The organism is Azorhizophilus paspali (assembly GCF_043587585.2).
Classification (GTDB): Bacteria; Pseudomonadota; Gammaproteobacteria; order Pseudomonadales; family Pseudomonadaceae; genus Azotobacter; species Azotobacter paspali.
In genome coordinates this window covers 114,517-138,389 of record NZ_CP171449.1, presented here as the reverse complement: position 1 = coordinate 138,389, position 23,873 = coordinate 114,517, and the positions used below count along the sequence as shown (strand labels likewise).

General features: G+C 65.8%; 25 protein-coding genes and 1 pseudogene. 14 read left to right on the top strand and 12 right to left on the bottom strand.

Annotated features, from left to right (window positions below; all coding sequences use genetic code 11):
• Window positions 1-88 precede the first annotated feature (88 nt).
• The 3 genes from ilvD to ACGI6K_RS00750 are packed head-to-tail and all read left to right on the top strand — an operon-like array spanning window position 89 to window position 2,666.
• Window positions 89-1,927, top strand: coding sequence for a dihydroxy-acid dehydratase (gene ilvD, locus ACGI6K_RS00760; RefSeq protein WP_376946349.1), 1,839 nt, complete (start codon window positions 89-91; stop codon window positions 1,925-1,927).
• Between the two features lie 17 nt (window positions 1,928-1,944).
• Window positions 1,945-2,190 (top strand): hypothetical protein, encoded by a 246-nt coding sequence (locus tag ACGI6K_RS00755; protein ID WP_376946351.1) that lies wholly within the window; start codon window positions 1,945-1,947, stop codon window positions 2,188-2,190.
• A 20-nt stretch (window positions 2,191-2,210) separates the two neighbouring features.
• Window positions 2,211-2,666 (top strand): metallophosphoesterase family protein, encoded by a 456-nt coding sequence (locus ACGI6K_RS00750; RefSeq protein ID WP_376946353.1) that lies wholly within the window; start codon window positions 2,211-2,213, stop codon window positions 2,664-2,666.
• A 179-nt stretch (window positions 2,667-2,845) separates the two neighbouring features.
• Here ACGI6K_RS00750 and ACGI6K_RS00745 read toward each other — a convergent pair whose 3' ends face one another.
• Window positions 2,846-3,124 carry a hypothetical protein gene (locus ACGI6K_RS00745; RefSeq protein WP_376946355.1) on the bottom strand — a complete coding sequence of 93 codons (279 nt, stop codon included), beginning with the start codon at window positions 3,122-3,124 and terminating at the stop codon, window positions 2,846-2,848.
• A gap of 224 nt (window positions 3,125-3,348) precedes the next feature.
• The gene (locus tag ACGI6K_RS00740; RefSeq protein ID WP_376946357.1) at window positions 3,349-6,222 is read right to left on the bottom strand and encodes an ATP-binding protein; all 2,874 of its coding nucleotides are present in this window, start codon (window positions 6,220-6,222) and stop codon (window positions 3,349-3,351) included.
• A gap of 324 nt (window positions 6,223-6,546) precedes the next feature.
• Here ACGI6K_RS00740 and ACGI6K_RS00735 point away from each other — a divergent pair, with 324 nt between their 5' ends.
• Window positions 6,547-6,993: a hypothetical protein gene (locus ACGI6K_RS00735; protein WP_376946359.1), complete on the top strand. Its 447-nt coding sequence runs from the start codon at window positions 6,547-6,549 to the stop codon at window positions 6,991-6,993.
• 190 nt (window positions 6,994-7,183) lie between these two features.
• Here ACGI6K_RS00735 and ACGI6K_RS00730 read toward each other — a convergent pair whose 3' ends face one another.
• The 3 genes from ACGI6K_RS00730 to ACGI6K_RS00720 all read right to left on the bottom strand — a co-directional run bounded on the left by ACGI6K_RS00730 (window position 7,184) and on the right by ACGI6K_RS00720 (window position 10,026).
• On the bottom strand, window positions 7,184-7,762 hold the full coding sequence (locus tag ACGI6K_RS00730; RefSeq protein ID WP_376946361.1) for a YceI family protein: 579 nt from the start codon (window positions 7,760-7,762) through the stop codon (window positions 7,184-7,186).
• An 11-nt stretch (window positions 7,763-7,773) separates the two neighbouring features.
• On the bottom strand, window positions 7,774-8,328 hold the full coding sequence (locus ACGI6K_RS00725) for a cytochrome b (protein WP_376946363.1): 555 nt from the start codon (window positions 8,326-8,328) through the stop codon (window positions 7,774-7,776).
• 183 nt (window positions 8,329-8,511) lie between these two features.
• Window positions 8,512-10,026, bottom strand: a complete 1,515-nt coding sequence (locus tag ACGI6K_RS00720) for a flavin monoamine oxidase family protein (RefSeq protein WP_376946365.1) — start codon at window positions 10,024-10,026, stop codon at window positions 8,512-8,514.
• 158 nt (window positions 10,027-10,184) lie between these two features.
• Between ACGI6K_RS00720 and ACGI6K_RS00715 the strand changes: the two genes are divergently transcribed.
• On the top strand, window positions 10,185-11,591 hold the full coding sequence (locus ACGI6K_RS00715) for an adenosylmethionine--8-amino-7-oxononanoate transaminase (protein ID WP_376946367.1): 1,407 nt from the start codon (window positions 10,185-10,187) through the stop codon (window positions 11,589-11,591).
• 67 nt (window positions 11,592-11,658) lie between these two features.
• Here ACGI6K_RS00715 and ACGI6K_RS00710 read toward each other — a convergent pair whose 3' ends face one another.
• Entirely contained in the window at window positions 11,659-12,198 is a 540-nt protein-coding gene (locus ACGI6K_RS00710; RefSeq protein WP_376946369.1) for a DUF3087 family protein, read from the bottom strand.
• Between the two features lie 137 nt (window positions 12,199-12,335).
• On the opposite strand from ACGI6K_RS00710, the gene ACGI6K_RS00705 reads away from it, so the two are divergent.
• Complete coding sequence (locus tag ACGI6K_RS00705) at window positions 12,336-13,055, top strand: 16S rRNA (uracil(1498)-N(3))-methyltransferase (protein ID WP_376946371.1); 720 nt, start codon at window positions 12,336-12,338, stop codon at window positions 13,053-13,055.
• A gap of 344 nt (window positions 13,056-13,399) precedes the next feature.
• On the opposite strand, the gene pilG is transcribed toward ACGI6K_RS00705, so the two are convergent.
• Window positions 13,400-13,807, bottom strand: coding sequence for a twitching motility response regulator PilG (gene pilG, locus ACGI6K_RS00700; RefSeq protein WP_376946389.1), 408 nt, complete (start codon window positions 13,805-13,807; stop codon window positions 13,400-13,402).
• Between the two features lie 224 nt (window positions 13,808-14,031).
• On the opposite strand from pilG, the gene gshB reads away from it, so the two are divergent.
• From gshB to ACGI6K_RS00665, 7 genes are all read left to right on the top strand, one after another.
• A complete protein-coding gene (gshB, locus tag ACGI6K_RS00695) occupies window positions 14,032-14,988 on the top strand; it encodes a glutathione synthase (protein WP_376946373.1) in 957 nt (318 codons plus the stop codon).
• Window positions 14,989-15,080: 92 nt separating this feature from the next.
• Window positions 15,081-15,974 (top strand): energy transducer TonB, encoded by an 894-nt coding sequence (locus tag ACGI6K_RS00690; protein WP_376946375.1) that lies wholly within the window; start codon window positions 15,081-15,083, stop codon window positions 15,972-15,974.
• Between the two features lie 94 nt (window positions 15,975-16,068).
• Entirely contained in the window at window positions 16,069-16,635 is a 567-nt protein-coding gene (locus tag ACGI6K_RS00685; protein WP_376946377.1) for a YqgE/AlgH family protein, read from the top strand.
• Entirely contained in the window at window positions 16,632-17,060 is a 429-nt protein-coding gene (ruvX, locus tag ACGI6K_RS00680; protein WP_376946379.1) for a Holliday junction resolvase RuvX, read from the top strand. Before ACGI6K_RS00685 ends, ruvX begins: the two co-directional genes overlap by 4 nt.
• 43 nt (window positions 17,061-17,103) lie before the next feature.
• Entirely contained in the window at window positions 17,104-17,607 is a 504-nt protein-coding gene (gene pyrR / locus ACGI6K_RS00675) for a bifunctional pyr operon transcriptional regulator/uracil phosphoribosyltransferase PyrR (protein WP_376946381.1), read from the top strand.
• A gap of 282 nt (window positions 17,608-17,889) precedes the next feature.
• Window positions 17,890-18,900, top strand: coding sequence for an aspartate carbamoyltransferase catalytic subunit (locus tag ACGI6K_RS00670; RefSeq protein WP_376946383.1), 1,011 nt, complete (start codon window positions 17,890-17,892; stop codon window positions 18,898-18,900).
• Entirely contained in the window at window positions 18,900-20,171 is a 1,272-nt protein-coding gene (locus ACGI6K_RS00665; protein ID WP_376946385.1) for a dihydroorotase, read from the top strand. The genes ACGI6K_RS00670 and ACGI6K_RS00665 overlap by 1 nt, the downstream gene beginning before the upstream one ends.
• A 57-nt stretch (window positions 20,172-20,228) precedes the next feature.
• Here ACGI6K_RS00665 and ACGI6K_RS00660 read toward each other — a convergent pair whose 3' ends face one another.
• The 4 genes and pseudogenes from ACGI6K_RS00660 to ACGI6K_RS00645 all read right to left on the bottom strand — a co-directional run bounded on the left by ACGI6K_RS00660 (window position 20,229) and on the right by ACGI6K_RS00645 (window position 22,138).
• Window positions 20,229-20,630, bottom strand: a complete 402-nt coding sequence (locus ACGI6K_RS00660; RefSeq protein WP_376946387.1) for an NINE protein — start codon at window positions 20,628-20,630, stop codon at window positions 20,229-20,231.
• Window positions 20,631-20,871: 241 nt separating this feature from the next.
• A pseudogene (locus ACGI6K_RS00655) lies at window positions 20,872-21,127 on the bottom strand (type IV pili twitching motility protein PilT); the annotation flags it as partial.
• 18 nt (window positions 21,128-21,145) lie between these two features.
• On the bottom strand, window positions 21,146-21,718 hold the full coding sequence (locus ACGI6K_RS00650) for an RNA-guided endonuclease InsQ/TnpB family protein (protein ID WP_377968947.1): 573 nt from the start codon (window positions 21,716-21,718) through the stop codon (window positions 21,146-21,148).
• A gap of 96 nt (window positions 21,719-21,814) precedes the next feature.
• Window positions 21,815-22,138 (bottom strand): hypothetical protein, encoded by a 324-nt coding sequence (locus tag ACGI6K_RS00645; protein ID WP_377968946.1) that lies wholly within the window; start codon window positions 22,136-22,138, stop codon window positions 21,815-21,817.
• Window positions 22,139-22,221: 83 nt separating this feature from the next.
• On the opposite strand from ACGI6K_RS00645, the gene tnpA reads away from it, so the two are divergent.
• Entirely contained in the window at window positions 22,222-22,638 is a 417-nt protein-coding gene (tnpA, locus tag ACGI6K_RS00640) for an IS200/IS605 family transposase (RefSeq protein ID WP_376943054.1), read from the top strand.
• Between the two features lie 140 nt (window positions 22,639-22,778).
• Here the strand turns inward: tnpA and ACGI6K_RS00635 are convergent, their stop codons facing one another.
• The gene (locus tag ACGI6K_RS00635; protein ID WP_376943052.1) at window positions 22,779-23,813 is read right to left on the bottom strand and encodes a type IV pilus twitching motility protein PilT; all 1,035 of its coding nucleotides are present in this window, start codon (window positions 23,811-23,813) and stop codon (window positions 22,779-22,781) included.
• Window positions 23,814-23,873: the final 60 nt, after the last annotated feature.

Below are 23,873 nucleotides of genomic sequence, written 5' to 3'. Positions count from 1 at the left end.
TCCCCCCACATCCCCCACCCGATGCACCCTCCCCCCAATCGCGTTATCCTCCACAGCCCCGTATCCGCCTGAAATTCCGAGAACCGTCATGCCTGACTATCGCTCGAAAACCTCCACCTTCGGCCGCAACATGGCCGGCGCCCGTGCGCTGTGGCGCGCCACCGGGATGAAGGACGAGGACTTCAAGAAGCCGATCATCGCCGTCGCCAACTCCTTCACCCAGTTCGTGCCTGGCCATGTGCACCTGAAGGACCTCGGCCAGTTGGTCGCCCGCGAGATCGAGAAGGCCGGCGGCGTGGCCAAGGAATTCGACACCATCGCCGTCGACGACGGTATCGCCATGGGCCACGATGGCATGCTCTATTCGCTACCGAGCCGCGAGATCATCGCCGACTCGGTGGAATACATGGTCAACGCCCATTGCGCCGACGCGCTGGTGTGCATCTCCAACTGCGACAAGATCACCCCCGGCATGCTGATGGCCGCCCTGCGCCTGAACATCCCGGTGGTGTTCGTCTCCGGCGGGCCGATGGAGGCCGGCAAGACCAAGCTGTCCCAGCACGGCCTGGATCTGGTGGATGCGATGGTCATCGCCGCCGACAGCAGCGCCTCCGACGAAAAGGTCGAGGCATACGAACGCAGCGCCTGTCCCACCTGTGGCTCCTGTTCCGGCATGTTCACCGCCAACTCGATGAACTGCCTGACCGAAGCCCTGGGCCTGTCGCTGCCGGGCAACGGCACCATCGTCGCCACCCATGCCGACCGCCGGGAACTCTTCCTGCAAGCCGGGCGCACCATCGTCGACCTGTGCCGCCGCTACTACCAGGAAGGCGACGAATCCGTACTGCCGCGCGCCATCGCCAGCCGCGCGGCCTTCGAGAACGCCATGACCTTGGACATCGCCATGGGCGGCTCGACCAACACTATCCTGCACCTGCTGGCGGCGGCCCAGGAAGCCGAAGTGGACTTCGACCTGCACGCCATCGACGCCCTGTCGCGCCAGGTGCCGCAACTCTGCAAGGTGGCGCCGAACACGCCCAAGTACCACATCGAGGACGTGCATCGCGCCGGCGGCATCGTCGCCATTCTCGGCGAACTGGCCCGTGCCGGCCTGCTGAACACCGAAGTCGCCACCGTTCACAGCAAGACCCTGGGCGAAGCCATCGAAAAATGGGATGTGCGGGTCAACCGAGATCAAGCCGTGCATACCTTTTTCAAGGCCGGCCCGGCCGGCATTCCTTCCCAGGAAGCCTTCAGCCAGAGCGAACGCTGGGACAGCCTGGACCTAGACCGCGCCGAAGGCTGCATCCGCGACCTGGAACACGCTTTCTCCACGGAAGGCGGCCTGGCCGTGCTGTATGGCAACATCGCCCTGGACGGCTGCGTGGTGAAGACCGCCGGCGTGGATGAATCCATCCTGGTATTCGAGGGCACCGCGAAGATCTTCGAAAGCCAGGACGCCGCGGTAAAGGGCATCCTCGGCGACGAGGTCAAGCCCGGCGACGTGGTGGTGATCCGCTATGAGGGTCCGAAAGGCGGCCCCGGCATGCAGGAAATGCTCTACCCGACCTCGTATCTGAAATCCAAGGGACTCGGCAAGCAATGCGCCCTGCTCACCGACGGCCGCTTCTCCGGAGGCACCTCGGGCCTGTCGATCGGCCACGCCTCGCCGGAAGCGGCCGCGGGCGGCGCCATCGGCCTGGTCGAGGACGGCGACAAGATCCTCATCGACATCCCCAACCGCAGGATCAACCTGCTGGTGTCCGACGAGGAACTGAAGGCCCGCCGCCTGCACCAGGACCACAAGGGCTGGAAGCCGGCTGCCCCGCGCGCGCGCAAGGTCAGCACCGCGCTTAAGGCTTACGCCCTGCTCGCCACCAGCGCCGATAAGGGCGCGGTGCGCAACAAGGCGCTGCTGGATGAGTGAGCCGGATCGGGAAACGCATGCGTTTTCCCGACGAGCGTCCTGAGCGCCGGAGGCGCGTGGGCCAGCAAGAGATTCGCGGGATGCAGGCCGGCCCGTGGAAAACCGCGCCAGCGTTTTCCAGCGCCAGCGCTATCGATGGGAAAGGTTTGCGGCCGTTTCCATCCCACGAATCCGAAGAACCCCGCACGCTGCTGGAAGCCTCTGCGGAGGCTGTTTTTTTCGCAGAGGTCGACCCTTTCGCCGGGCGAAACCGGCAACAGTGAAGAAGGCTGGAGGCGCTGCGATGAAAATCGGCCTGATCTCCGATACCCACGGCCTGCTGCGCCCAGAGGCACTGGCCGCACTCGAAGGCTGCGAATGGATCGTCCACGCCGGCGACATCGGCAAGCCGGAAATCCTCGACGCTCTGCGCCGGCTGGCGCCGGTCGCGGCGGTGCGTGGCAACAACGACCATGGCGAATGGGCCGACGCCTTGCCTCATGAGGCCGAGCTGGAACTGGGCGGCCTGCGCCTCCATGTCGTCCACCAGCCGGAACATCTGCCGACCGATTTGGTCGCACGCGGCGTCAGGGTGGCGGTCTGCGGGCACTCGCACAAGCCGCGCATCGACGAACGGGATGGCATGCTGCTGGTCAACCCCGGCAGTGCCGGGCCGCGGCGCTTCCGGTTACCGATAGCGGTCGGGCTGCTGCACATCGAGGGCACCGAAGTGCGGGCCGAACTGATCGAGCTGTCCTAAAGCGGATTCGCCACCTCTCGCCGGGACAGTGTGCTGCCGCGCCATTCGGCGACTGACGGGGCCGAAAAACCGCTCCCCGGAAAAGACATGCCGCTGGAGAACCGAAAGTTCGCCCGGCGGCATCGTTCATCGAGTCGGCGAACTCCTGCAGTCGCAGGCGACTCGCCGATCGGCAGCGGTCAGTTCGCTTCGTCCTTGGTGTCGAACTCCAGGCCGCCAATGTACTTGACCATGAAGTTGTACAGGGTGCAGCCGATCAGAACGGCGAGATAGCCCATGACCAAGTAGAACAGCGGTACGAGCAGGATGGTGATGAACGGCGGCCGGCCTGCGGCGGGCACGAACAGCGAGATGAACAGCAGGAAAGGCACGAAAACGAAGAAGGACGTGGCCGCCGTCAGAATGCCGCAGACCTTGCCATTTTGATGGGGGGACAAACGGGTAATCTGTTGTTTCATGTTCTGCTACTTCCGACGAGATTGATTGATCTGCTATGACTAATGCTACCCCTGCAGGGGGCCGAGGGGCGAGCTTGGGGCCTTTGTGAAACTTGATATGGATCAACGGGTTATTCCAGAAGTTCGGCACCTGCGGCCAACTGCCACACCCGGCCGCACGGGCGCGCATCGGGGTTTTCCCGCTAGCGGCCGGCCCGGAGAAGCCCTTGGCCCGGCGCGTCCTTTCAGGGGGCATGTTCCGGCTTCGCCTGGAAAAGCAGGGCGGCGACCAACTCACGCAGTTCGTCCGGGTCCAGTGGCTTGTCCAGCCTGCCCTGACAGTCGAGCCCGGCCAGACGCCCGGCATCGGCGGCCGCGCCGAGCACGATCACCGGCAACGAGCGGGTTTGCGAATGCTGGCGAAGCCTTTCCAGCACACGTTCCCCGCCGATGTCCGGCAGGTTCAGGTCGAGCAGCAGCAGGTCCGGCGGGCTGGCCAGGACGTGCTCCAGGACGGCCCTGCCATTGTCGATGGCGCTGACCTCGCCCAGGTCGGCCAACACCTTGCGCACCTGGCACCGGCTGAAGGAGTCATCCCCGACATGGCAGATGCGCGCCACGCTCCCCACGCTCGTCCCGCCCTGCACGAGCGGCAGATCGATCCAGAAGCGGCTGCCGATGCCCGGCTCGCTGCTCATGCCCATGCGGCCGCCCATCAGGAGGGCGAACTGGCGGCACAGCGATAGACCGATACCGGTGCCCTGAATCGTCGAGTTTTCCCGCCCGAGGCGCTGGAAGGGCTCAAACAACTGGACTTGGCGCGACTCTTCGATGCCGGGACCGGTGTCCTCGACGATCAACCGGATACGCCCCGCCTCCGCCTGATAGGTCAGGGTGATCCGCCCGGCCGGGCTGTTGTACTTGATCGCATTGGACAGCAGGTTGAGCAGCACCTGGCGCAGACGGCGCGGGTCGGCCTGCACCAGCAGCCTCTTGTCGGGCAGCTCCAGGTCGAGGCGCAAGCCGCGGGTCTCCACGTCCAGGCGGACCATCTCGGCGCACTCGGCCATCAGTCCCGCCACCTCGACGGACTGCATCTCCAGGCTGAACTTCGCTGTCTGGAGATTGGACCAGTCGAGCACGTCGTCGACCAGTTGGTTGAGGTGCCGGCTAGCCCTCAGAAGTTCGTCGAGGTAGGCCACCTCTTGTGTCTCGCCCCGTGCCTCGTAGCCCAGGCGCAACAACTGGGCGAAGCCATAGATGGCGTTGAGCGGCGTGCGCAGTTCGTGGCTGATGCTGGAGATGAAGCGCGATTTCGCCAGGCTGGCGGCTTGGGCCTCGCCGATGGCCAGACGCAGGTCGGCCTCGGTGCGCTTGAGCGTGTCGATGTCCACATGGGTGCCGGCTAGCAGGACGGCCTGCCCCGTCGCCGGGTCGCGCTCGACCACCCGGCCGCGGCCGAGCAGCCAGTGGTAGGAGCCGTGGCTGTCGCGAAAGCGGAAATCCGCCTCGCACAACCCGCCGCGGCTGTCGGCGAGCCGAAAGCTCGCCTCGACCCGCGGCACGTCCTCGGGGTGAACATGCGCCATGAAGGCTTCATGATCGATCGGGCCGGCCGGCAGCCCGAAGCGCTTGCAGAAGCGCCCGCGCAGGCTGATCCGCCGGCTGTGCAGGTCCTGCTCCCAGAGGCTTTCGGTGGCACTGTCGAGCACCAGTTCGAGGCGCTCCTGGGTCCGCTGGCTCTGTCGTTCGCTCTGCTCGAGCTGTTCGCCCATGCGCTCGGCGTGGCCGGCCATGGCATCCAGCTCGACGATCTGCGAACTGACCCGGGCCGGACGCCAGTTGCCCCTGCCGATCTCCTCCATCATCCGCGAAATACCGTCGATGGGGCACAACAGGCGCTCGCTGAGGTGGCGGGCACGCAGCCACATACTGCCGAAGAAGACCAGATAGAACACCAGTAGGCCGGCGATCATCAGGTAGCCGATGCGCTCGTACTGGCTGGCGAGGCTGTTGGTTTCGGCGAACACCTTGGCCTCGTCGACCACAGTCAGCAAATGCCAGCCGGTTTGCGGAATAGTGGTCCAGGCCACTAGGTTGGGGCGGCCGCGGAACTCCACCATCATCATCCCCTCGTTGCGCTCGACGATGGCGGCGGCCAGTCCGGCGGTCGCGGGGCGCCGGCGCAGGTTGAAATCCTCCGGCTTGAATAGTTCGCTGTGGATGGCCTCGTCGTAGGAGTGCAAGGTCAGCTCGTCGAGGCCGAAATCGGCTTCGCCCGGCTCCGGCAGGGCCATGATGTCCAAGTCGTCGCTAACCAGCACGGCGTAGCCGCTCCACGGCACCTCCAGGCGGCCGATCTGCTTCAGCAGGTTGCTGACCGTGACATCCAGGCCAACCACGCCTTCGAGAAAGTCGCCCCGATAGACCGGCGCGATGGCCGACATCATCCAGCCGTGGCCGGCCGGATCGAGGTAGACATCGGTCCAGACCATGCCGCGCCCCGGATTGTGCCGGGCGTCGGCCAAGTAGTAGAAGCTGTAGTTGGGGATGACCATGTCATGAGGGTACTGCTCATGAGTGAGAAACCACGGATAAATGTGGTTGTAGTTGTCCCAACTGTTGAAATAGAGGCTGGCGACCAGCGGGTTGCGCTGCTGCAGTTCCTTCATCAGCGGATCGAGAGTGGCCATCCGTGCGACCTTGTCCAGATCCTGGCGCTCCAGTGGCGTGGAGCGGGCGTAGAAGATCGCGCTGCCGCCTTTGTCCTCGGGACTGTAGCGCACCCCGTCCGGCGTGCTCGCCAGCGCTGGCGGAACGGGCGGCTTCGCCTGCGTCTCCAGCAGGGTCCGGGCGGTCAGGTTGCGGAACATTTCGGTTAGAACGCCGACCTGCGCCAGTTGCTGGTCGATGCTGCGCGACTCCTGGCGGGCGGAAGACTGCAAATCGAACAGGGCGACTTGCCGCAGGTGATCGATCTGCGCATCGCGGATCGAATCGTTGCTGATCAGATAGACGGCAATCAGCACCGTCTCGACCAGCAACAGCGGTATCAGCGCGCTCCGTGCAAATGCTCGCCAAATCCATTGGCGAAGTCCGACATGGGAGGGGGAAGGCATGCGCGCAGAACCCGGGACATATGAGATATGGGTTTAGAAGAAATGATAATAGTAAGAAATGTCGTCATGCTTGCGAGCCGGCACAGTAACGCAAACGCCACCGTCTTCCAATGAAGGAACGCGGCAGCGGCCCACCGGCGGACGGCGCCTCGCCCGCGACTCCGATCAATAGCGCCCGGCCATGCCGGACATGTCCGCGAGACTGAAAAAGCCTGCCCCCGAATGGACATTGTGGGTGCAGGTGAAATACCGTGCGAGGAAATCCGCCCTCATCGTCTACCGGCTGTCCGGACGTGCCGCACGGCGTCCCGCCGGAGTCCAGCCATGTCGGTGGCCGATCCCTGGCGCCAGATCATGACCATTCTGCTCCGACTGATATCCCTTCTTCTGGGCTGTGCCCTGATCGTCGTGCCGCCGTACCTGCTTCGGCTGTTCGCATCCAGCCTGGGCGAACACCTCGAGGCCAGGACGTTTTCCAGCTTCCTGGCGCCGACCCTGACGATCGGGCTGGCCCTCGGCAGCGGACCGCTGCTCATCGGCCTCCCCCGGCTGGTGGCGGGCTCGAGAACCCCTGGGACGCGCATCATCGCCGGCCTGCTCATGCTCGTTTCGGGCGCAGGCTTTCTCACCATCGGTTTCGATGGCTATCTGACCCAGGTATTCACCCCGGCGGTCCTGCTCATCGAGGCAATACTGTTCACCTTCTTCATCTGGCCCGCTTGGCGCTTCTCCGCCGGCAAAGCATACGCGGACGGGCGGCGCACCGATTAAGAGCCGTCGAAACCGGGCGCATCGCATACCGATGGCGGCGTCCCGGAAAGCGGCCGGCGCCGGCCGCTCGCACGGGCCATGAACGGCAATGCCCGCATCTTGCGATACGGGCATCGGTCTTCCCTGCTGCCGGCTGGCTGGGCTCGCGTGCGCTCCGCCCAGCCGGCCTTTTCGCCAACGGCTTCGTTTCTTATTGGCGCACGCCTTCCACTGAGATGATCAGGTCCACCTCCTGGGAGGCCGGACCGAGGTCCTTTTGGATGTTGAAGTCCTTCAGCTTCAGCTTGGTACTGCCCTCGAAGCCGGCACGGTAGCCGCCCCAGGGATCCTTGCCCTCGCCGATGAACCTGGTGGCGATCACCACCGGCTTGGTCACGCCGTTGAGGCTCAGGTTGCCGGTGATATCGAAGGTATTCTGGCCGGTGGACTTGACCCCGGTGGACTCGAAGGTCGCGGTCGGGTACTTGGCGACATTTAGAAAGTCCGCGCTGCGTATGTGCTTGTCGCGCTCGGCGTGGTTGGAGTCGACGCTGGCGGTCTTCAGGTTCACCTTGACCTTGCTCGCTTCGGGCTTGGCGGCATCGAAGCTGAAGCTGCCGTCGAAGTCGCGGAAGGTGCCGTACAGCCAGCTGTAGCCCAGGTGGCTGATCTTGAAGTTGACGAAGGCATGCTGGCCTTCCTTGTCGATCACGTAGTCGGCGGCCATGGCCTGTCCGGTGCCCAGCAGAGCGGAACCCAGGGCCAGGGCGGCGAGCGTTTTCTTCAGCATGGTTTTTCTCCTTAGCGGGTGTCGCGTCCGAGCATGCGCAGCAGCGTCACGTCACGGTCGATGAAGTGGTGTTTCAGGGCGGCCAGGGCATGCACGATGGCCAATCCGACCAATCCCCAGGCGAGCAGTTCGTGCACCTCGCCGGCGGCGTCCTCCTGATTGGGCAGGCCGCTGAGCAGCGCCGGCACCTGGAACCAGCCGAACACCGAAATCGGCCGGCCGTCGGCGGTGGAAATCAGGTAGCCGCTGATCATCAGCGCGAATAGGCCGAGGTAGAGCAAGGCGTGACCGATCCGGCTGCCCAGCCGGATCAGCGGGCCGTGGCCGGGCAGCGGCTCCGGCGGCGGGCTGACGAAGCGCCAGGCGAGGCGCAGCAGCATGACCAGGAACAGCAGGATGCCAATGCTCTTGTGGATGTCCGGGGCGGCGCGGTACCAGGGGCTGTAGTAGTCCAGACCGCGCATCCACAGGCCCAGGCCGAACAGGCCGAAGACCGTCAGCGCCACCGACCAGTGCAGCAGGATGCCGACCAGGCCGAAACGAAGGGAGGAATTGCGCCATTGCATGTACGACATTCCTTGACTCGGGGATGCGCACAGCCTAACGGCTTATCCATCAATTTAAAGTGGAAATTTTCGCTTGAAAGGATCGAACCGCTCGATCGTCGAGCGAGCGCGAGCCGTGCTTCCGGGCCGCCGGCACTATTCCACGCCGCTCGCGAAGAGTAGTGCCGGCGGCCCCCCGGCTCCTCAGCGGAACAGTCGGGTCAGGCGGGAGAAAAAGCCCGTTCCGCGCTCGCCCTCGGCCGGTTGCCCGGCCACCAGCGCGGCCCCGGCCGGCGACGGTGCCGGCTGGTCCAGGCGGGTGATTTGCGGTGCCGCTACCGGCCGTCCGGCATGCAGTTCGCGCAACTGCTCGGCGGCGCGCCGGCCGCTGCGCAGGGCTCCCTCCAGGGTGCCCGGATAAAGCGGATCGGTGTGTTCGCCGGCGAAGGCCACACGCTCCAGCGGCTGCTCCCAGAGCCGCCAGTAGCGGCTGATCTGCCCCGGCCCGTAGGCCAGGTAGGCGCCGCCGAGGCCGTTGTCGCCGCTGTAGCGGCGGATCTCGTAGCCGGCGAAAGCGCCGCGCGCCTTGGGATAGTGCTCGTGCAGGCGGATCAGCAACTGATCGGCCACCTGGCGGTCGCCGAAGGCCTTCAGCAGGCGGGCGTTGTCGCCGGACAGGTTGATCAGCACGTTGGCGCCACCCTTGGTCGCCGGTTCGACCCACAGCATGCCGAGACCCTGGTTGCTGTAGATGTTGCCGCTCAGGCGCGCCTTGCTCTCCCATACCGGGCTCTTGAACTTGAGCAGCAACTGGTCGTGCCAACCGTAATTGGTGCTCTGCAGCGCGCTGCGATGCCGTTCCGGCAATGTCGGGCTGAACTGGATCTGCCCGAGGGCGCGCAGCGGCACGGCCATCACCAGGTAATCGGCGCTATAGCCGACGTCGCCGACCTTGGCCGTCACGCCTGTGCGGTCCTGGCTGATGGCGGATACCCGCACGCCGGTCTTGACCGTCTTCAGCTCCTTGGCCAGGGCCTGGGCGAGCACCTGGCTGCCGCCGGGCAAGCGAGCGATGCGCAGCTCGCCGACGTCGATGCCTTGGTAGACCCGGGCCTGCTGGGCGAGATAGAGCAGCGACAGGCGCGACGGCTCGTCGTAGTGCGAGCGGATGCGCTGGTTGACCAGTTGGCGAGCGGTGATCGGCAGGTTCAGTTCGTCCAGCCAGCGCGCCGCGTTGCCCTGGTCGAGGGCGAACAGCTTGCGGTCGGAGGCCGGATCAAGCGGGTCCTTGATCGATGCAGCCAGCGCGTCGATCGCCTGCTCGTAGCGCTTCAGGCCTTCGGCGGTGGCCGGCTGCCGACTGGCCAGCTCGGCGGCGCTGAAATAGGCGCCGTCGATCAAGTAGCCGGTACCGCGTACCGCTTCGGGCGCCGGCTGGGTCTTCAACTTGAGACGCGCGAGGTAGTCGTTGAGCAACGGCTGGGCCTTGGCGCTGCCGATCCATTCGCCGCCGGCCAGGCCGGAACGGCCGCCGACGCCGGAGCGCGCCTCCAGCAGGGTGACCTGCCAACCATCGCGCTGCAGCTCCCAGGCCGCGGCCAGACCGGCCAGGCCGCCGCCGACGACTAGCGCCGTCGGCTGTTTCTCCTTGCCCAGCACTACCACGCTGAACAGCCCCATCCCGACAAGTGCGGTCCCCCGCAGCCAGCTCCGGAACATGTTTTTCGCCCCCGATTCAAAGAGTTGCCGGGCACCCCCGTGCGCGGCGAGGCGAGCATACGCGAGCGCCTTGTTAGCAGCCAGCCATGCCCATTGCCGGGCAGAAAGCGCGGCGCGGCTCTGCTAGGCTCTCGCCGATGTTTTCCAGGAGAGCGCCCATGAGCCTCAACGCCGACTGGATGCAGCGCGACCTCGCCGTGCTCTGGCATCCCTGTACCCAGATGAAGGATCACGAACGCCTGCCGCTGATCCCGATCCGCCGCGGCGAAGGCGTCTGGCTGGAGGATTTCGACGGCAAGCGCTACTTGGATGCGGTCGGCTCCTGGTGGGTCAATGTGTTCGGCCACGCCAACCCGCGGATCAACGCGCGGATCAGAGAACAATTGGAAAGCCTGGAGCATGTGATGCTCGCCGGCTTCAGCCACCAGCCGGCCATCGAACTCTCGGAGCGCCTGGTGGCGATTACGCCGGCGGGATTGTCGCGGGTGTTCTACGCCGACAACGGCTCCTCGGGCATCGAGGTGGCGCTGAAGATGAGCTTCCACTACTGGCGCAACTGCGGGCGGACGGGCAAGAAGCGCTTCGTCACCCTGACCAACAGCTACCACGGCGAGACGGTGGCGGCCATGTCGGTAGGCGACGTGGCGCTGTTCACCGACACCTACAGGGCGCTGCTGCTCGATACCATCAAGGTGCCGAGCCCGGACTGCTACCTGCGCCCGGAGGGGATGAGCTGGGAGGCGCACTCGCGGGCGATGTTCGCCCACATGGAGCGGACCCTGGCCGAGCATCGCGACGAGATCGCCGCGGTGATCGTCGAGCCGCTAATCCAGGGTGCCGGCGGCATGCGCATGTACCACCCGGTCTACCTCGAACTCCTGCGCGAAGCCTGCGACCGCTACGAGGTGCACCTGATCCACGATGAGATCGCCGTCGGCTTCGGCCGCACCGGCACGCTGTTCGCCTGCGAGCAGGCCGGCATCGTCCCGGATTTCCTGGTACTGTCCAAAGCGCTCACCGGCGGCTACCTGCCGATGGCCGCGGTGCTCACCACCGACATCGTCTACCGGGCGTTCTACGACGACTACGCCAGCCTGCGCGCCTTTCTGCACTCGCACACCTACACCGGCAACCCGCTGGCCTGTGCCGCCGCCCTGGCGACCCTGGACATCTTCGAGCAGGACGACGTCATCGAGCGCAACAAGGCCCTGGCCGCGCGCATGGCCCTAGCCACCGAACACCTCAAGGACCACCCGCACGTCGCCGAGGTACGCCAGACCGGCATGGCCCTGGCCATCGAGATGGTCGCCGAGAAGGCCGGCAAGGTCGCCTATCCCTGGCAGGAGCGGCGCGGCTTGAAGGTCTACGAGCACGCACTCTCCCGCGGTGCCCTGCTGCGCCCACTGGGCAGCGTGGTGTACTTCCTGCCGCCCTACGTGATAACCCCGGAACAGATCGATTTCCTCGCCGAGGTGGCCAGCGAGGGCATCGACCTGGCTACCCGTGACGCAATCGGCGTGGCGCTACCGGCCGGCGGGCCGCAGACCTTCCGCGATCCGGGCTGAAGCCGGTCCGGCCACGTCCGTCTTGCCTGCTCCGGCGCATGCGCGGACGAACAGCCTTTCTCCGGGGTTATTTCCCGCGTGCAGGGAAGGCCGCCTTCACCTCTTCGACCCAGCCAGAATGCAGGCGAGTCTGCTCGGTATCCAGCCCTTTCGCCGCCATCGACGCCTTGTGCCGGTCGATCTCGTCGAGCATCTGGCTCAGGGCACTGGAGTTGCCGTCGAGCCGGTACATCTGGGCGATGCCCAAGTGGTAAAAGCACAGCAGCCGCATGGCCAGCGGATCGCCGGCGGCCACGCCCCGCTCGACGCAGTGCATGGCGTTGGTGATGCTCATCAGGCTACGCCTGAGCCGCCAGCCGTACACCGCCGCCGCCATCCACGGCTGCCGGCTCAGATAGCGGCGCAGAATCGCGCCGGTGAGGATCGTTCCGGCGATCACCCCGGCGAGGTTGTAGCGTAGGTTGTCGCCGCCCGGCGTGCCGAACGACTGCACCGCCAGGGTCGACAAGCCCATCCCCAGCACGGCGAAGATCGCCACCACGATCAGGCTGCTCTTGCGGGTCTGCGCCCGGTACTCCTCGGGACTCCACGGCCGGATCTCGAACATCGCCACTCCTTTTCCTCTTGAACCGCCCAGGCCACCACGGTTTTTCGCAGGATTCTCCGCCCGCGGCAAGCCACTACAAGTCCGCCGCTATCAGCGTTTAAGCTTGCAGGCCTTTTTCCTGCCGACCGGATGACCCGATGCGCCTGTCCCGCTTCTTCATCGACGCCCCCCTCGCCCTCGGCCTCCTCGATCTGCCGGAAGCCCAGGCCCACTATATCGGCCGCGTGCTCAGGCTCGCCCTGGGCGATGCCGTGCAACTGTTCGACGGCAGCGGCCGGGAGTTCCGCGGCGAACTGGTCGAGGTGGGCAAGAAAAGCGTGCGGGTAAAGCTGCGCGAACAGCTTCCCGGCCTGGCCGAATCGCCGCTGCGCATCCATCTGGGCCAGGGCCTGTCGCGTGGCGAGCGGATGGACTGGGCGATCCAAAAGGCCACCGAGCTGGGCGTGGCGGAAATCACCCCGCTGCTCAGCGAGCGCTGCGAGGTACGCCTGAAGGACGAGCGCGCCGACAAGCGCCTGGCCCACTGGCAACAGATCGCCATCAGCGCCTGCGAGCAATGCGGCCGCTCGGTGCTGCCGGCGATCCACCCTCCAACACCGCTGGAAGACTGGCTGAAGGGTATCGAGGCCGAACTGAAGCTGGTCCTGCACCCGTTCGCCGAGCCTCTGGCCAGCCATGCCCGGCCGGCCTCGCTGGCCTTTTTGATCGGCCCCGAGGGCGGCCTGTCCGAGACGGAAGTGGACACGGCGCGACGTGCCGGCTACCAGGCCGCCCGCCTCGGTCCGCGGGTACTGCGCACCGAGACGGCGCCGGTTGTGGCGTTGAGCGTGGCCCAGCAGTTGTGGGGGGATTTCTGAGCGCTTCGGCGCCAAGACCTGTTCGCGATCCGACAAGGCAAGGCGAGATCGGCTGAAAAACGGAATTTACGAGCGGCAAACGAGCATGACTCGCTCCGCTCGTCCCTTGGTGGACCGCCGAAAGCGCGTCAGCCACGAGCGGCTTCCGGACCGATCGCCGAGATGGCGCTTGCCGGCGTATTCGAGACCCGCCGGCTCGCCACCGTCGGCACGATGCGCGTAGAGCGCCTCCAGCACGGTATCGTGGCCAGCTCTTATATCCCGGTCGGCGAATCATCGACCATCGGAGTTCGAGATTCGAGCCATGGATTTCCCTATGCGGAATAAGGCGGCGCGGCCGGCGTTCAGGATGCTCGTTCCAGCGGGACGAAATCGGGCACGTGGGTCCTGATCGCGCCCAGCAGCTCTTCCTTGCCCAAGGGCTTGGTCAGATACTGCTCGGAACCGACGATACGTCCCTTGGCCTTGTCGAACAGGCCGTCCCTGGAGGACAGCATGATCACCGGCGTGGACCTGAATGCGCTGTTGTTCTTGATCAGGGTACAGGTCTGGTAGCCGTCCAGGCGCGGCATCACGATGTCGACGAAGATGATCCGCGGATGGCCGTCGGCGATCTTGGCCAGGGCATCGAAGCCGTCCACGGCGGTGATGACCTCGCACCCCACCTTCTTCAGCAGGGTTTCCGCGGTGCGACGAACTCTCTTGGAATCGTCGATCACCATGACCTTCAAACTGTCGGAATGATGTTCCATATCCACCTACCGGCCTCCTAGCCGCCGACCACGCATTGCTCCCAGGCCACCAGGGACTCGCCGGCAAAGGATCGCTCCAGCGCCGGGACCTTTCGGCAAGCTCGCTCCCCAACGTGTATCCGCTCAAGGTTTTCTTGACCGGGCGCCGAGCCGACGCCAATCTGGGTCTTTTCCGCTCTTCGCATCCCGGCCGCTCCCGGCCGCCTTTCCCTGGAGGACACCCCATGAGCATTCGCCTCGGGATCGTCATGGACCCCATCGCGCAGATTTCCTTCAAAAAGGACAGCTCGCTGGCCATGCTGCAGAGTGCGCAGGCACGCGGCTGGTCGCTGCACTACATGGAACCGCAGGATCTCTACCAGCGCGGCAACGAGGCACGGGCGCGGATGCGTCCTCTCAGGGTGTTCGACGACCCGGCGCGCTGGTTCGAGCTGCAGGAGGAGAACGACACCCCGCTGGGCGACCTGGACGTGATCCTGATGCGCAAGGACCCGCCCTTCAACAGCGAATACGTGTACGCCACCTACCTGCTGGAACTCGCCGAGAAAGCCGGTTGCCTGGTGGTCAACCGGCCGCAGAGCTTGCGCGACTGCAACGAGAAATTCTTCGCTACGCAGTTCCCGCAGTTCACGCCGCCGACCCTGGTGAGCCGGCGTGCCGATATTCTGCGCGAGTTCGCCGCCGAGCACGGTGATGTCATTCTCAAACCACTGGACGAGATGGGCGGGGCCTCGGTGTTCCGCCACCGCGAGGGCGACCCCAACCTGTCGGTGATACTGGAAGTGCTGACCGAGCACGGCACCCGGCAGATCATGGCGCAACGCTATCTGCCGGCGATCAAGGATGGCGACAAGCGCATCCTGATGGTCGACGGCGAGCCGGTTCCCTACTGCCTGGCGCGCATCCCGGCCCCCGGCGAGACCCGCGGCAACCTCGCCGCCGGCGGCCGCGGAGTGGCCCAGCCGCTGACCGAGCGCGACCGCGAGATCGCCGCCCATGTCGGTCCCGAACTGCGCCGGCGCGGCCTGTTGTTCGTCGGACTCGACGTGATCGGCGAGCACCTGACGGAGATCAACGTCACCAGCCCGACCTGTATCCGCGAGATCGACAACGCCTACGACACGCGCATCGGCGAGCGCCTGATGGATACGATTGCCCAGCGGTTGGCGGCCAGGGGCTAGCCGCCGGGGCGACGAAGCTACCGCCTAGTTCATGGACTTTTCGCCGCCCCCTCGGCAGACTGCGCGGCAATCCGTAGTTAACCGAAAGATCCATGACCGCAGCCTCTCCTCCGCCCGTACTCGCCCGCCAAGGCGTCCGTCCCGCGGATCGCCTGGGCCTGCCCTTGGTCCTCGCCGCGCTGCTGCACCTGGCCCTGATCCTCGGTATCAGCTTTGAATTGCCGAAGCCCGCCGAGGCCAGCAAGACCCTGGAGATCACCCTGGCCACCTTCAAGAGCGAGGAAAAGCCCAAGGAGGCCGACTTCCTCGCCCAGGACGACCAGCAGGGCAGCGGCACCCTGGAGCACAAGGCCGAGCCCAAGACCAGCGAAACCGCGCCCTTCCAGGACACCGAGATCGAGCAGGTCGCGCCACCGCCCGCAGCGCCGCCAGCAGCCCCCAAGCAGGAACCGAAGGCCGCGCTGGCGACGCGCAAGCCACGGCCGGAAAAGGCGCCGGTCAAGCACGAGCCGGCCAAGCCGGCGCCACCGCTCCCGGCGACGCCAACCTTCGACAGCGCGCAGTTGTCCAGCGAGATCGCCAGCCTGGAGGCCGAACTGGCCGAGGAAACCCAGCGCTACGCTAAGCGTCCGCGGGTCCACCGCCTCAACGCGGCCTCGACCATGCGCGACAAGGGCGCCTGGTACAAGGAGGAATGGCGCCGCAAGGTGGAAAGGATCGGCAACCTCAACTACCCCGAGGACGCCCGTCGCCAGCACCTTTACGGCCATCTGCGCCTGCTGGTGTCGATCAACCGCGACGGCACCCTCTACGAGGTGCAAGTCCTGGAGTCCTCCGGCGAGCCCCAGTTGGACCAGGCGGCGCAGCGCATCGTCCGCCTGGCCGCGCCCTATGCCCCCTTCACCGGGGACCTGGCCGATATCGACCGGCTGGAAATCATCCGCACCTGGCGTTTCGAGCGCGGCGACCGGCTATCGAGCAACTGACGCGCTCTGGCCGGATCGATCGTGCAGACTCGCCGCACCGGCCTGTGTCACTCTTGAAGCCTGCGCCCCGAAGCTCGAAACTAGGCCGATGAAAATGAATACAGCCCCCCAGTACCTGAAGAACCACTTCCTGATCGCCATGCCGCACCTGGCTGATCCCAACTTCGCCCAGTCCCTGATCTATTTGGTCGAACACAGCGATCAGGGCGCTATGGGCCTGGTGGTCAACCGCCCGAGCGAACTCGACCTCAGCCAGGTGCTCGCCCAGTTGCGTCCGGACAGTCCGCCCCGCGAGGACCGCAGCGCCCTGCCGATCTACACCGGCGGCCCGGTGCAGACCGACCGCGGCTTCGTCCTGCACGAGCCCGGCTACAGCTTCCAGGCGACGCTAAATCTGGGCGAACTGGCGCTGTCCACCTCCCAGGACACGCTGCTGGCCATCGCCGACGGCAGCGGTCCGGCACGCTGCCTGATCGCCCTCGGCTATGCCGGCTGGGATGCCGGTCAACTGGAAGCCGAACTGCTGCAGAACGCCTGGCTGACCTGCCCAGCCGATCCCGCCATCCTCTTCGATACCCCGGTCGAGCAGCGCCTACCCGGCGCCGCCGCCCGCCTGGGCATCAACCTCGCCCTGCTGACCTCCCAGGCCGGCCACGCATGAGCGGGCCGCGCCTGCTGCTCGGCTTCGACTACGGCACCCGGCAGATCGGCGTCGCCGTCGGCCAGGCGATCACCGGCCAGGCCCGCGAGCTGTGCGTGCTCAAGGCGCAGAACGGTGTGCCCGACTGGAACCGGGTCGAGCAACTGGTCAAGGAGTGGCAACCGGACGCCATGGTCGTCGGTCTGCCACTGAACATGGACGGCACGCCGAGCGAAATGAGCGAGCGCGCCGAGCGCTTCGCCCGCCGCCTGCACGGCCGCTTCGGCCTGCCGGTGCATACCCACGACGAACGCCTGACCACCTTCGAAGCCAAGGGCTATCGCCTGGCCCAAGGCCAGCGCGACGGCTACCGTCAGCGCCCGGTGGACGCCCTGGCTGCCGCCCTGTTACTGGAAGGCTGGCTGGCCGAGCGCCCGGCCGACTGAAACCACGGCGCCGCGGCCCGCAGCGCCCTCGAGGAGACCACCCATGACCCTGCCCGATCCCGCCGCGCTGCTGCCCAGGATGGCCGCCGAGCTGAAATGCCACCTACAGGCCCATCGCATCGACACGCCGCGCTTCGTCGGCATCCATACCGGTGGCGTCTGGGTCGCCCAGGCGCTATTGGACGCCCTCGACAGCGAGGAGCCGCTGGGTGTGCTCGACGTGTCCTTCTACCGCGACGACTTCACCCAGAGCGGCCTGCACCCGCAGGTCCGTCCTTCCGCGCTGCCCTTCGAAGTCGAAGGCCAACACTTGGTGCTAGTCGACGACGTGCTGATGACCGGCCGCACCGTGCGCGCCGCCCTCAACGAACTGTTCGACTACGGCCGCCCGGCTAGCGTGACCCTGGTCTGCCTGCTCGATCTCGACGCCCGCGAACTGCCGATCCGCCCGGACGTGGTCGGCCAGACCCTGTCGCTTGCCCCCGACGAACGGGTAAAATTGCTCGGCCCCGCACCGCTCGCCCTCGAGCGTCAGGTTCTTGCCTAGGGCCTGTCATCACTTATTTCTCACGTTGCGACGGAGCCTGTTTTGGCACAGGGCAAGGTGTGAGGAGAGAGGTTTGGTTATTCCAAATGAACGACGAACAACGCAGCACTGTGCCAAAACAGACCCGCCCCTTCGGGTTGCGCCTGAAATCAGCCCATACGGCGTTGCAGCCTTTGGCAAGGAAATGGCCATTGCCTACAGGCTGCGCCTTGTCTGGGCTGATTTCAGGCAGCAACGCAACCAGAGAAATAAGTGATGACAGGCCCTAAAAGAGTCCCCGCAATGACGCCGAACGACGCCAAGCGCCCGCTGCAGCTCAACGATCAGGGCCGGCTGCGCCACTTCCTCTCGCTCGACGGTCTATCTTGCGAGCTACTGACCGAGATTCTCGACACCGCCGACTCCTTTCTCGAGGTCGGTACCCGCGCCGTGAAGAAAGTCCCGCTGCTGCGCGGCCGGACCGTCTGCAACGTGTTCTTCGAGAACTCCACGCGTACCCGCACCACCTTCGAGATGGCCGCTCAGCGGCTGTCCGCCGACGTGATCACGCTCAACGTGTCGACCTCCTCGACCAGCAAGGGCGAGACTCTGTTCGATACCCTGCGCAACCTCGAGGCGATGGCCGCCGACATGTTCGTCATCCGCCATGCCGACTCCGGCGCCGCGCACTTCATCGCCGAGCACGTCTGTCCCGACGTGGCGGTGATCAACGGCGGCGACGGCCGCCACGCCCACCCGACCCAGGGCATGCTCGACATGCTGACCATCCGCCGCCACAAGGGCGGCTTCGAGAACCTCTCGGTGGCCATCGTCGGCGACATCCTGCATTCGCGGGTGGCACGTTCGGACATGCTCGCCCTGCGCGCCCTCGGCTGCCCGGACATCCGCGTGATCGGCCCGAAGACCCTGTTGCCGATGGGTCTGGAGCAGTACGGCGTGCGCGTCTTTTACGACCTGGACGAAGGCCTCCGGGACGTTGACGTGGTGATCATGCTGCGCCTACAGCGCGAGCGCATGCAGGGCGGCCTGCTGCCCAGCCAGGGCGAGTTCTACCGGCTCTACGGCCTCTCCACTGCGCGCCTGGCGCGGGCCAGGCCGGACGCCATCGTCATGCATCCGGGACCGATCAACCGTGGCGTGGAAATCGAGTCGGCGGTGGCCGACGGCGCCCAGTCGGTGATCCTCAACCAGGTCACTTATGGCATCGCCGTGCGCATGGCGGTGCTGTCCATGGCCATGAGCGGGCAGACCGCGCAGCGCCAGTTCAATTCCGAATCCGAGGAGCAGATCTGATGCGTACCCGTATCCTCGGCGCCCGCCTCATCGACCCCACCAGCGGCCTGGACCGGGTCGCCGACCTCTATCTGGCCGACGGCAGGGTCGCCGCCGTCGGCCAGGCGCCAACCGCCTTCGAGGCCGACGAGACCCTCGACGCCCGTGGCCTGATCGCCGCGCCCGGCTTGGTCGATCTATCGGCCGCCTTGCGCGAGCCCGGCTACGGCCGCAAGGGCAGCATCGCCAGCGAAACCCGCGCCGCGGCCGCCGGCGGCGTCACCAGCCTGTGCTGCCCGCCACTGACTAGACCGGTGCTGGACTCTCCGGCGGTTGCCGAGCTGATCCTCGACCGCGCCCGCGAAGCCGGCCATGCCAAGGTTTTCCCGATCGGCGCCCTGACCCGGGAGTTGGCCGGCGAGCAATTGGCCGAACTGGTCGCCCTGCGCGACACCGGCTGCGTCGCCTTCGGCAACGGTCTGGCCAGCTTCGCCAGCAACCGCCACCTGCGCCGCGCCCTGGAATACGCGGCGACCTTCGACCTGACCGTGGTATTCCACTCCCAGGATGCCGCTCTCGCCGAGGACGGCCTCGCCCACGAGGGCCCCATGGCCGGTTTCCTGGGACTGGCGGGCATTCCAGAAACGGCGGAAACCGTGGCCCTGGCCCGTGACCTGCTGTTGGTCGAGCAGACCGGCGTGCGCGCCCACTTCAGCCAACTCTCCAGCGCCCGCGGCGCGCGGATGATCGCCGAGGCCCAGGCCCGCGGCCTGCCGGTGAGCGCCGACGTGGCGCTGTATCAGTTGATCCTCACCGACGAGGCGCTGGCCGACTTCTCCAGCCTCTACCACGTACAGCCGCCGCTGCGCTCGCGCGCCGACCGCGACGGCCTGCGCGACGCGGTGCGCCAGGGCACCATCCAGGCCATCGCCAGCCACCACCAGCCTCACGAGGCGGATGCCAAGCTGGCGCCGTTCGGCGCCACCGAGCCCGGCATCAGCAGCGTCGAACTGCTGCTGCCGCTGGCGCTCAGCTTGGTCCAGGAGAACGTGCTCGACCTGCCGACCCTGCTCGCGCGCCTCACTAGCGGTCCGGCCCAGGCCCTGCGCCTGCCGGTGGGCAGCCTGGCCGCCGGCGCCCCGGCCGACCTGGTGTTGTTCGACCCCGAGGCCGCCACCCTGGCCGGCGAACGCTGGCTGTCCAAGGGACGCAATTGCCCGTTCATCGGCCACGTCCTGCCCGGCGCGGTGCGCTACACCCTGCTCGACGGACGGATCAGCTATCAGGCCTGATCGCGGGCATGCCCGCGCGGCAGCCAGGCTTGTCGGCGGGCCCGCCCCTTCGGGGAATCATTGACCGCGCTGGGCGTTGCGCAGGGACACCTGCTCATTCAGCGTCCAGAAGTCGTAGAGCACGCCGATCAGGAACAACCCGCCGGTCAGCAGATAGAGCAGGCCGGTGAGCCACTTGCCCAGGTACATGCGGTGCACGCCGAAGACGCCGAGGAAGGTCAGCAGGAGCCAAGCGATGTTGTAGTCGGTGGAGCCGGCATGAAAGCGCAGGTTCGCCTCGCGGTCCATCGACGGGATCAAGAACAGGTCGATCAGCCAGCCGATACCGAGCAGGCCTAGGGTGAAGAACCAGATCGTCCCGGTCAGCGGCCGGCCGTAATAGAAACGGTGCGCGCCAAGAAAGCCGAAGATCCACAACAGGTAGCCGATGAGTTTGCTGTGGGTGTCCTGAACCTGCATGACGAGTCTCCAAAAAGATATTGAGGATGGGCGAAAGTACCCCTGGCGACAAGTATCCCGGCCCAGGGCAAGCGCATGGAATGCCCACTGGATACCGACGGGGAAGATTGCGCGAGCCGTGGCATAGCCGCTTGCCGAGCGGCCCAACCGGCCATGCAGAAAGAGCAAAGCGTTTTCAGGCGGCCCGGAGCCGATTTCCGTCCGGAGGCCGAGCGCAGGTGTCGCATAGAGGGGCGAGCCATAGGGCTGTTTCGTAGGTGATCTCGCCCTGTCCATGAAGCTGGTACAGCGCCTTGAAGGTCTGCATGCCGTGTTCGGTGGAGCGCTTCATCATCGCATCGAGCCCGTGGCGCTCGCCCATGCGGCTCGAGTCGACGACCAGCGGGGTATCGGTCAGCGCCTCGATCACCGCCCTGCGCCCCTTGCCGTCCGGGATCGGGATCAACCTGGGCGCCGATGGCGCACAGGTTCAGCGACAGGTCTATCCGCACCTGATGTTGACATTCTCCCCTGCCCTAAAGGATGGGAATTCCCACCACTGGACGGCCATGCCCGGCCGCGAGAATGTTCCTGGCCGCGTTCACATCACGGTCGTGAGCGACACCGCACTCACAGCAGATCCATTCCCTTATTCGCAGTCCGTCGACGCCCTGTGGGCCGCTGAGCGAGCCACAGGACGAACAGGTGCGGGTGGTGTACGCCTCGCCGACCACCTTGAAGACGATGCCTGCGTGAGCGCACTTGTATTCCAGCATCGTCTTCAACTGGCCCCAACCGGCATCGAGCACCGACTTGGCCATCCGGGTCTTCACGAGTTTCGTGGGCGATACATCGCCCACGTGAATTTCGCCGTACCGGTTCACCCGTTGCCGGCTGAATTTGTGCAGGGCGTCCTTGCGGCGGTTGGCGATCCTGGCGTGAATGGCCCTGGTGCAAGCCTTCTTGCCGGCGCGCTGGGCAATGGCCAGCTTCGCTTCCAAATCGCGGTAGAAGCGGCCGTTCTCCAGCTTCGTGCCATCGCTGCAGGTGGCTACGTCCTTGAGCCCCAGGTCGATACCGACCGCCCCCTGGCCGAGCGACGGCTGCACATCGATCTCGACGACAACGTTGAAGTACCAGCGGCCCCGCGCGTCCTCGCTGAAGCTGCCCGAGCGAAAACGGTACTGGCCCAGACCGTAGCTGTCCTACACCTTGAAGCAGTGGCCGTTGTGGCAGACCTGCCCGTTCTTCCATTGAGCGGCGCCTGATTTGAAGGGAATCCAGCCCAGCGAGCGACGGGCACCACTTGATTGGCGCCAGTTGAGGCAAGCCTTCTTGAACGGCTTACGGCGCGTGGCGTATTCCCGCGACACCTCTTGCAGCGTCTGGGAATGGAGCCCCAGCGCTTTGCCGGAGCCCTGGGTGTAGCGGTCCATGTCATAGGCGGACGGAAACAGACCGCGCTCCCGAATGGCTCGGGAGCCGAGTGCGTTCAGATAATTCCAAACGAAATTCACGCCGTGGGCCATCTGCCGAAGTAGCGGCGCGTGCTTGTCTCGAACACGAACTTGAGGGTCTTGGTCTGCTTCATGCGCTCAACTATACTTGGTCTATGAAACAGAATACAGCAATACGTACAGGCAGATACTGCGTCTTCGAGCTTCATGCTCATTTGGTCTTTGTGACCAAGTGCAGAGGGCGCCTGTTTTCGTCCGTACACCTCGAAACATTGGAAACCCTGTTTTGCAAGGTATGCCATGACTTCGAGGCCGAGCTTCAGGAATTCAATGGTGGGGCCGACCACGTTCACCTGCGGGTGACATACCCACCGAAGGTGGCTCTCTCGAAGCGGGTGAACAGCTTGAAGGGCGCATCCAGCCGCCGAATGAAGCAGCTACATCCTGAGCTGGTCGCCCCGGCATACCGGAGCAATGCCTTGTGGAGCCCCAGCTATTTTGCCGGCAGCGTCGGCGGCGCTCCTCTTGCAGTAGTCAAGCAATACATCGAGCAGCAGACGAAGCCGCTATAGGGAGGCTTCGCCTCCCGCGCTATTCATCCCCGCACTAGAAGTACGGGGCTTTCCGCGCATTTTTGTAACGGTCGGCAGGGAAGAACTTGATGATCTCCATGGCCGTGGTCGCCCGTCCCACGCCCGAAGGCGCGGCCGGTCTAGAAACTGTCGGGAATCTTCGCCTTCTCGCGAGCGCTCGCGCGGCTGATCGCGCCCCTGGACAGCAGGCTCTTCAACGCCATGTCCAGGGTCTGCATGCCCAGCGAGCCGCCGGTCTGGATCGCCGAGTACATCTGCGCCACCTTGTCCTCGCGGATCAGATTGCGGATCGCCGGGGTGCCGACCATGATTTCGCGGGCCGCCACCCGGCCGCCACCGACCCTCTTCAGCAGGGTCTGGGCGATCACCGCCTGCAGCGATTCGGAGAGCATCGAGCGGACCATCGCCTTCTCTTCCGCCGGGAACACATCGACCACCCGGTCGATGGTCTTGGCCGCCGAGGAGGTGTGCAGGGTGCCGAACACCAAGTGACCGGTTTCCGCGGCGGTCAGCGCCAAACGGATGGTTTCCAGGTCGCGCATCTCGCCGACCAGGATGATGTCCGGGTCCTCGCGCAGCACCGAACGCAGCGCCTCGGCGAAGCCCAGGGTGTCGCGGTGCACCTCGCGCTGGTTGATCAGGCACTTCTTCGGCTCGTGGACGAACTCGATCGGGTCCTCGATGGTGAGGATGTGCTGGTGCCTGCTGCCGTTCAGGTGGTCAAGCATGGCCGCCAGGGTAGTCGACTTACCCGAGCCGGTGGGGCCGGTGACCAGCACCAGGCCGTGCGGCACCTCGGCGATCTTCCTGAACACCTCGTCCATCCCCAGTTCGTCCATGCTCGGGACGCGCGACGGAATGGTGCGAAACACCGCGCCGGCGCCACGGTTCTGGTTGAAGGCGTTGACCCGGAAGCGCGCCACGCCTGGCATCTCGAAGGAGAAGTCGGTTTCGAAAAACGTTTCGTAATCCTTGCGCTGCTTGTCGTTCATGATGTCGTGGATCAGCGCATGCACCTGCTTGTGGTTCAGCGGCGGCAGGTCGATGCGGCGCACGTCGCCGTCGACGCGGATCATCGGCGGCAGGCCGGCGGAAAGGTGCAGGTCCGACGCGCCTTGCCTGGCGCCGAAGGCGAGCAGTTCGGTAATGTCCATGGGGGTCCCCAATCGCCAACAAGCGGGTAGAATGCCGCGACAGCCGGTCGCCCGGGCAGG

What these genes read in the sequence shown, in the direction of transcription:
- ilvD (WP_376946349.1), top strand. Translation starts at nt 89, where the DNA reads ATGCCTGACTATCGCTCGAAAACCTCCACCTTCGGCCGCAACATGGCC.
- ACGI6K_RS00755 (WP_376946351.1), top strand. Translation starts at nt 1,945, where the DNA reads ATGCGTTTTCCCGACGAGCGTCCTGAGCGCCGGAGGCGCGTGGGCCAG.
- ACGI6K_RS00750 (WP_376946353.1), top strand. Translation starts at nt 2,211, where the DNA reads ATGAAAATCGGCCTGATCTCCGATACCCACGGCCTGCTGCGCCCAGAG.
- ACGI6K_RS00745 (WP_376946355.1), bottom strand. Translation starts at nt 3,124, where the DNA reads ATGAAACAACAGATTACCCGTTTGTCCCCCCATCAAAATGGCAAGGTC.
- ACGI6K_RS00740 (WP_376946357.1), bottom strand. Translation starts at nt 6,222, where the DNA reads ATGCCTTCCCCCTCCCATGTCGGACTTCGCCAATGGATTTGGCGAGCA.
- ACGI6K_RS00735 (WP_376946359.1), top strand. Translation starts at nt 6,547, where the DNA reads ATGTCGGTGGCCGATCCCTGGCGCCAGATCATGACCATTCTGCTCCGA.
- ACGI6K_RS00730 (WP_376946361.1), bottom strand. Translation starts at nt 7,762, where the DNA reads ATGCTGAAGAAAACGCTCGCCGCCCTGGCCCTGGGTTCCGCTCTGCTG.
- ACGI6K_RS00725 (WP_376946363.1), bottom strand. Translation starts at nt 8,328, where the DNA reads ATGCAATGGCGCAATTCCTCCCTTCGTTTCGGCCTGGTCGGCATCCTG.
- ACGI6K_RS00720 (WP_376946365.1), bottom strand. Translation starts at nt 10,026, where the DNA reads ATGTTCCGGAGCTGGCTGCGGGGGACCGCACTTGTCGGGATGGGGCTG.
- ACGI6K_RS00715 (WP_376946367.1), top strand. Translation starts at nt 10,185, where the DNA reads ATGAGCCTCAACGCCGACTGGATGCAGCGCGACCTCGCCGTGCTCTGG.
- ACGI6K_RS00710 (WP_376946369.1), bottom strand. Translation starts at nt 12,198, where the DNA reads ATGTTCGAGATCCGGCCGTGGAGTCCCGAGGAGTACCGGGCGCAGACC.
- ACGI6K_RS00705 (WP_376946371.1), top strand. Translation starts at nt 12,336, where the DNA reads ATGCGCCTGTCCCGCTTCTTCATCGACGCCCCCCTCGCCCTCGGCCTC.
- pilG (WP_376946389.1), bottom strand. Translation starts at nt 13,807, where the DNA reads ATGGAACATCATTCCGACAGTTTGAAGGTCATGGTGATCGACGATTCC.
- gshB (WP_376946373.1), top strand. Translation starts at nt 14,032, where the DNA reads ATGAGCATTCGCCTCGGGATCGTCATGGACCCCATCGCGCAGATTTCC.
- ACGI6K_RS00690 (WP_376946375.1), top strand. Translation starts at nt 15,081, where the DNA reads ATGACCGCAGCCTCTCCTCCGCCCGTACTCGCCCGCCAAGGCGTCCGT.
- ACGI6K_RS00685 (WP_376946377.1), top strand. Translation starts at nt 16,069, where the DNA reads ATGAATACAGCCCCCCAGTACCTGAAGAACCACTTCCTGATCGCCATG.
- ruvX (WP_376946379.1), top strand. Translation starts at nt 16,632, where the DNA reads ATGAGCGGGCCGCGCCTGCTGCTCGGCTTCGACTACGGCACCCGGCAG.
- pyrR (WP_376946381.1), top strand. Translation starts at nt 17,104, where the DNA reads ATGACCCTGCCCGATCCCGCCGCGCTGCTGCCCAGGATGGCCGCCGAG.
- ACGI6K_RS00670 (WP_376946383.1), top strand. Translation starts at nt 17,890, where the DNA reads ATGACGCCGAACGACGCCAAGCGCCCGCTGCAGCTCAACGATCAGGGC.
- ACGI6K_RS00665 (WP_376946385.1), top strand. Translation starts at nt 18,900, where the DNA reads ATGCGTACCCGTATCCTCGGCGCCCGCCTCATCGACCCCACCAGCGGC.
- ACGI6K_RS00660 (WP_376946387.1), bottom strand. Translation starts at nt 20,630, where the DNA reads ATGCAGGTTCAGGACACCCACAGCAAACTCATCGGCTACCTGTTGTGG.
- ACGI6K_RS00645 (WP_377968946.1), bottom strand. Translation starts at nt 22,138, where the DNA reads ATGGCCCACGGCGTGAATTTCGTTTGGAATTATCTGAACGCACTCGGC.
- tnpA (WP_376943054.1), top strand. Translation starts at nt 22,222, where the DNA reads ATGAAACAGAATACAGCAATACGTACAGGCAGATACTGCGTCTTCGAG.
- ACGI6K_RS00635 (WP_376943052.1), bottom strand. Translation starts at nt 23,813, where the DNA reads ATGGACATTACCGAACTGCTCGCCTTCGGCGCCAGGCAAGGCGCGTCG.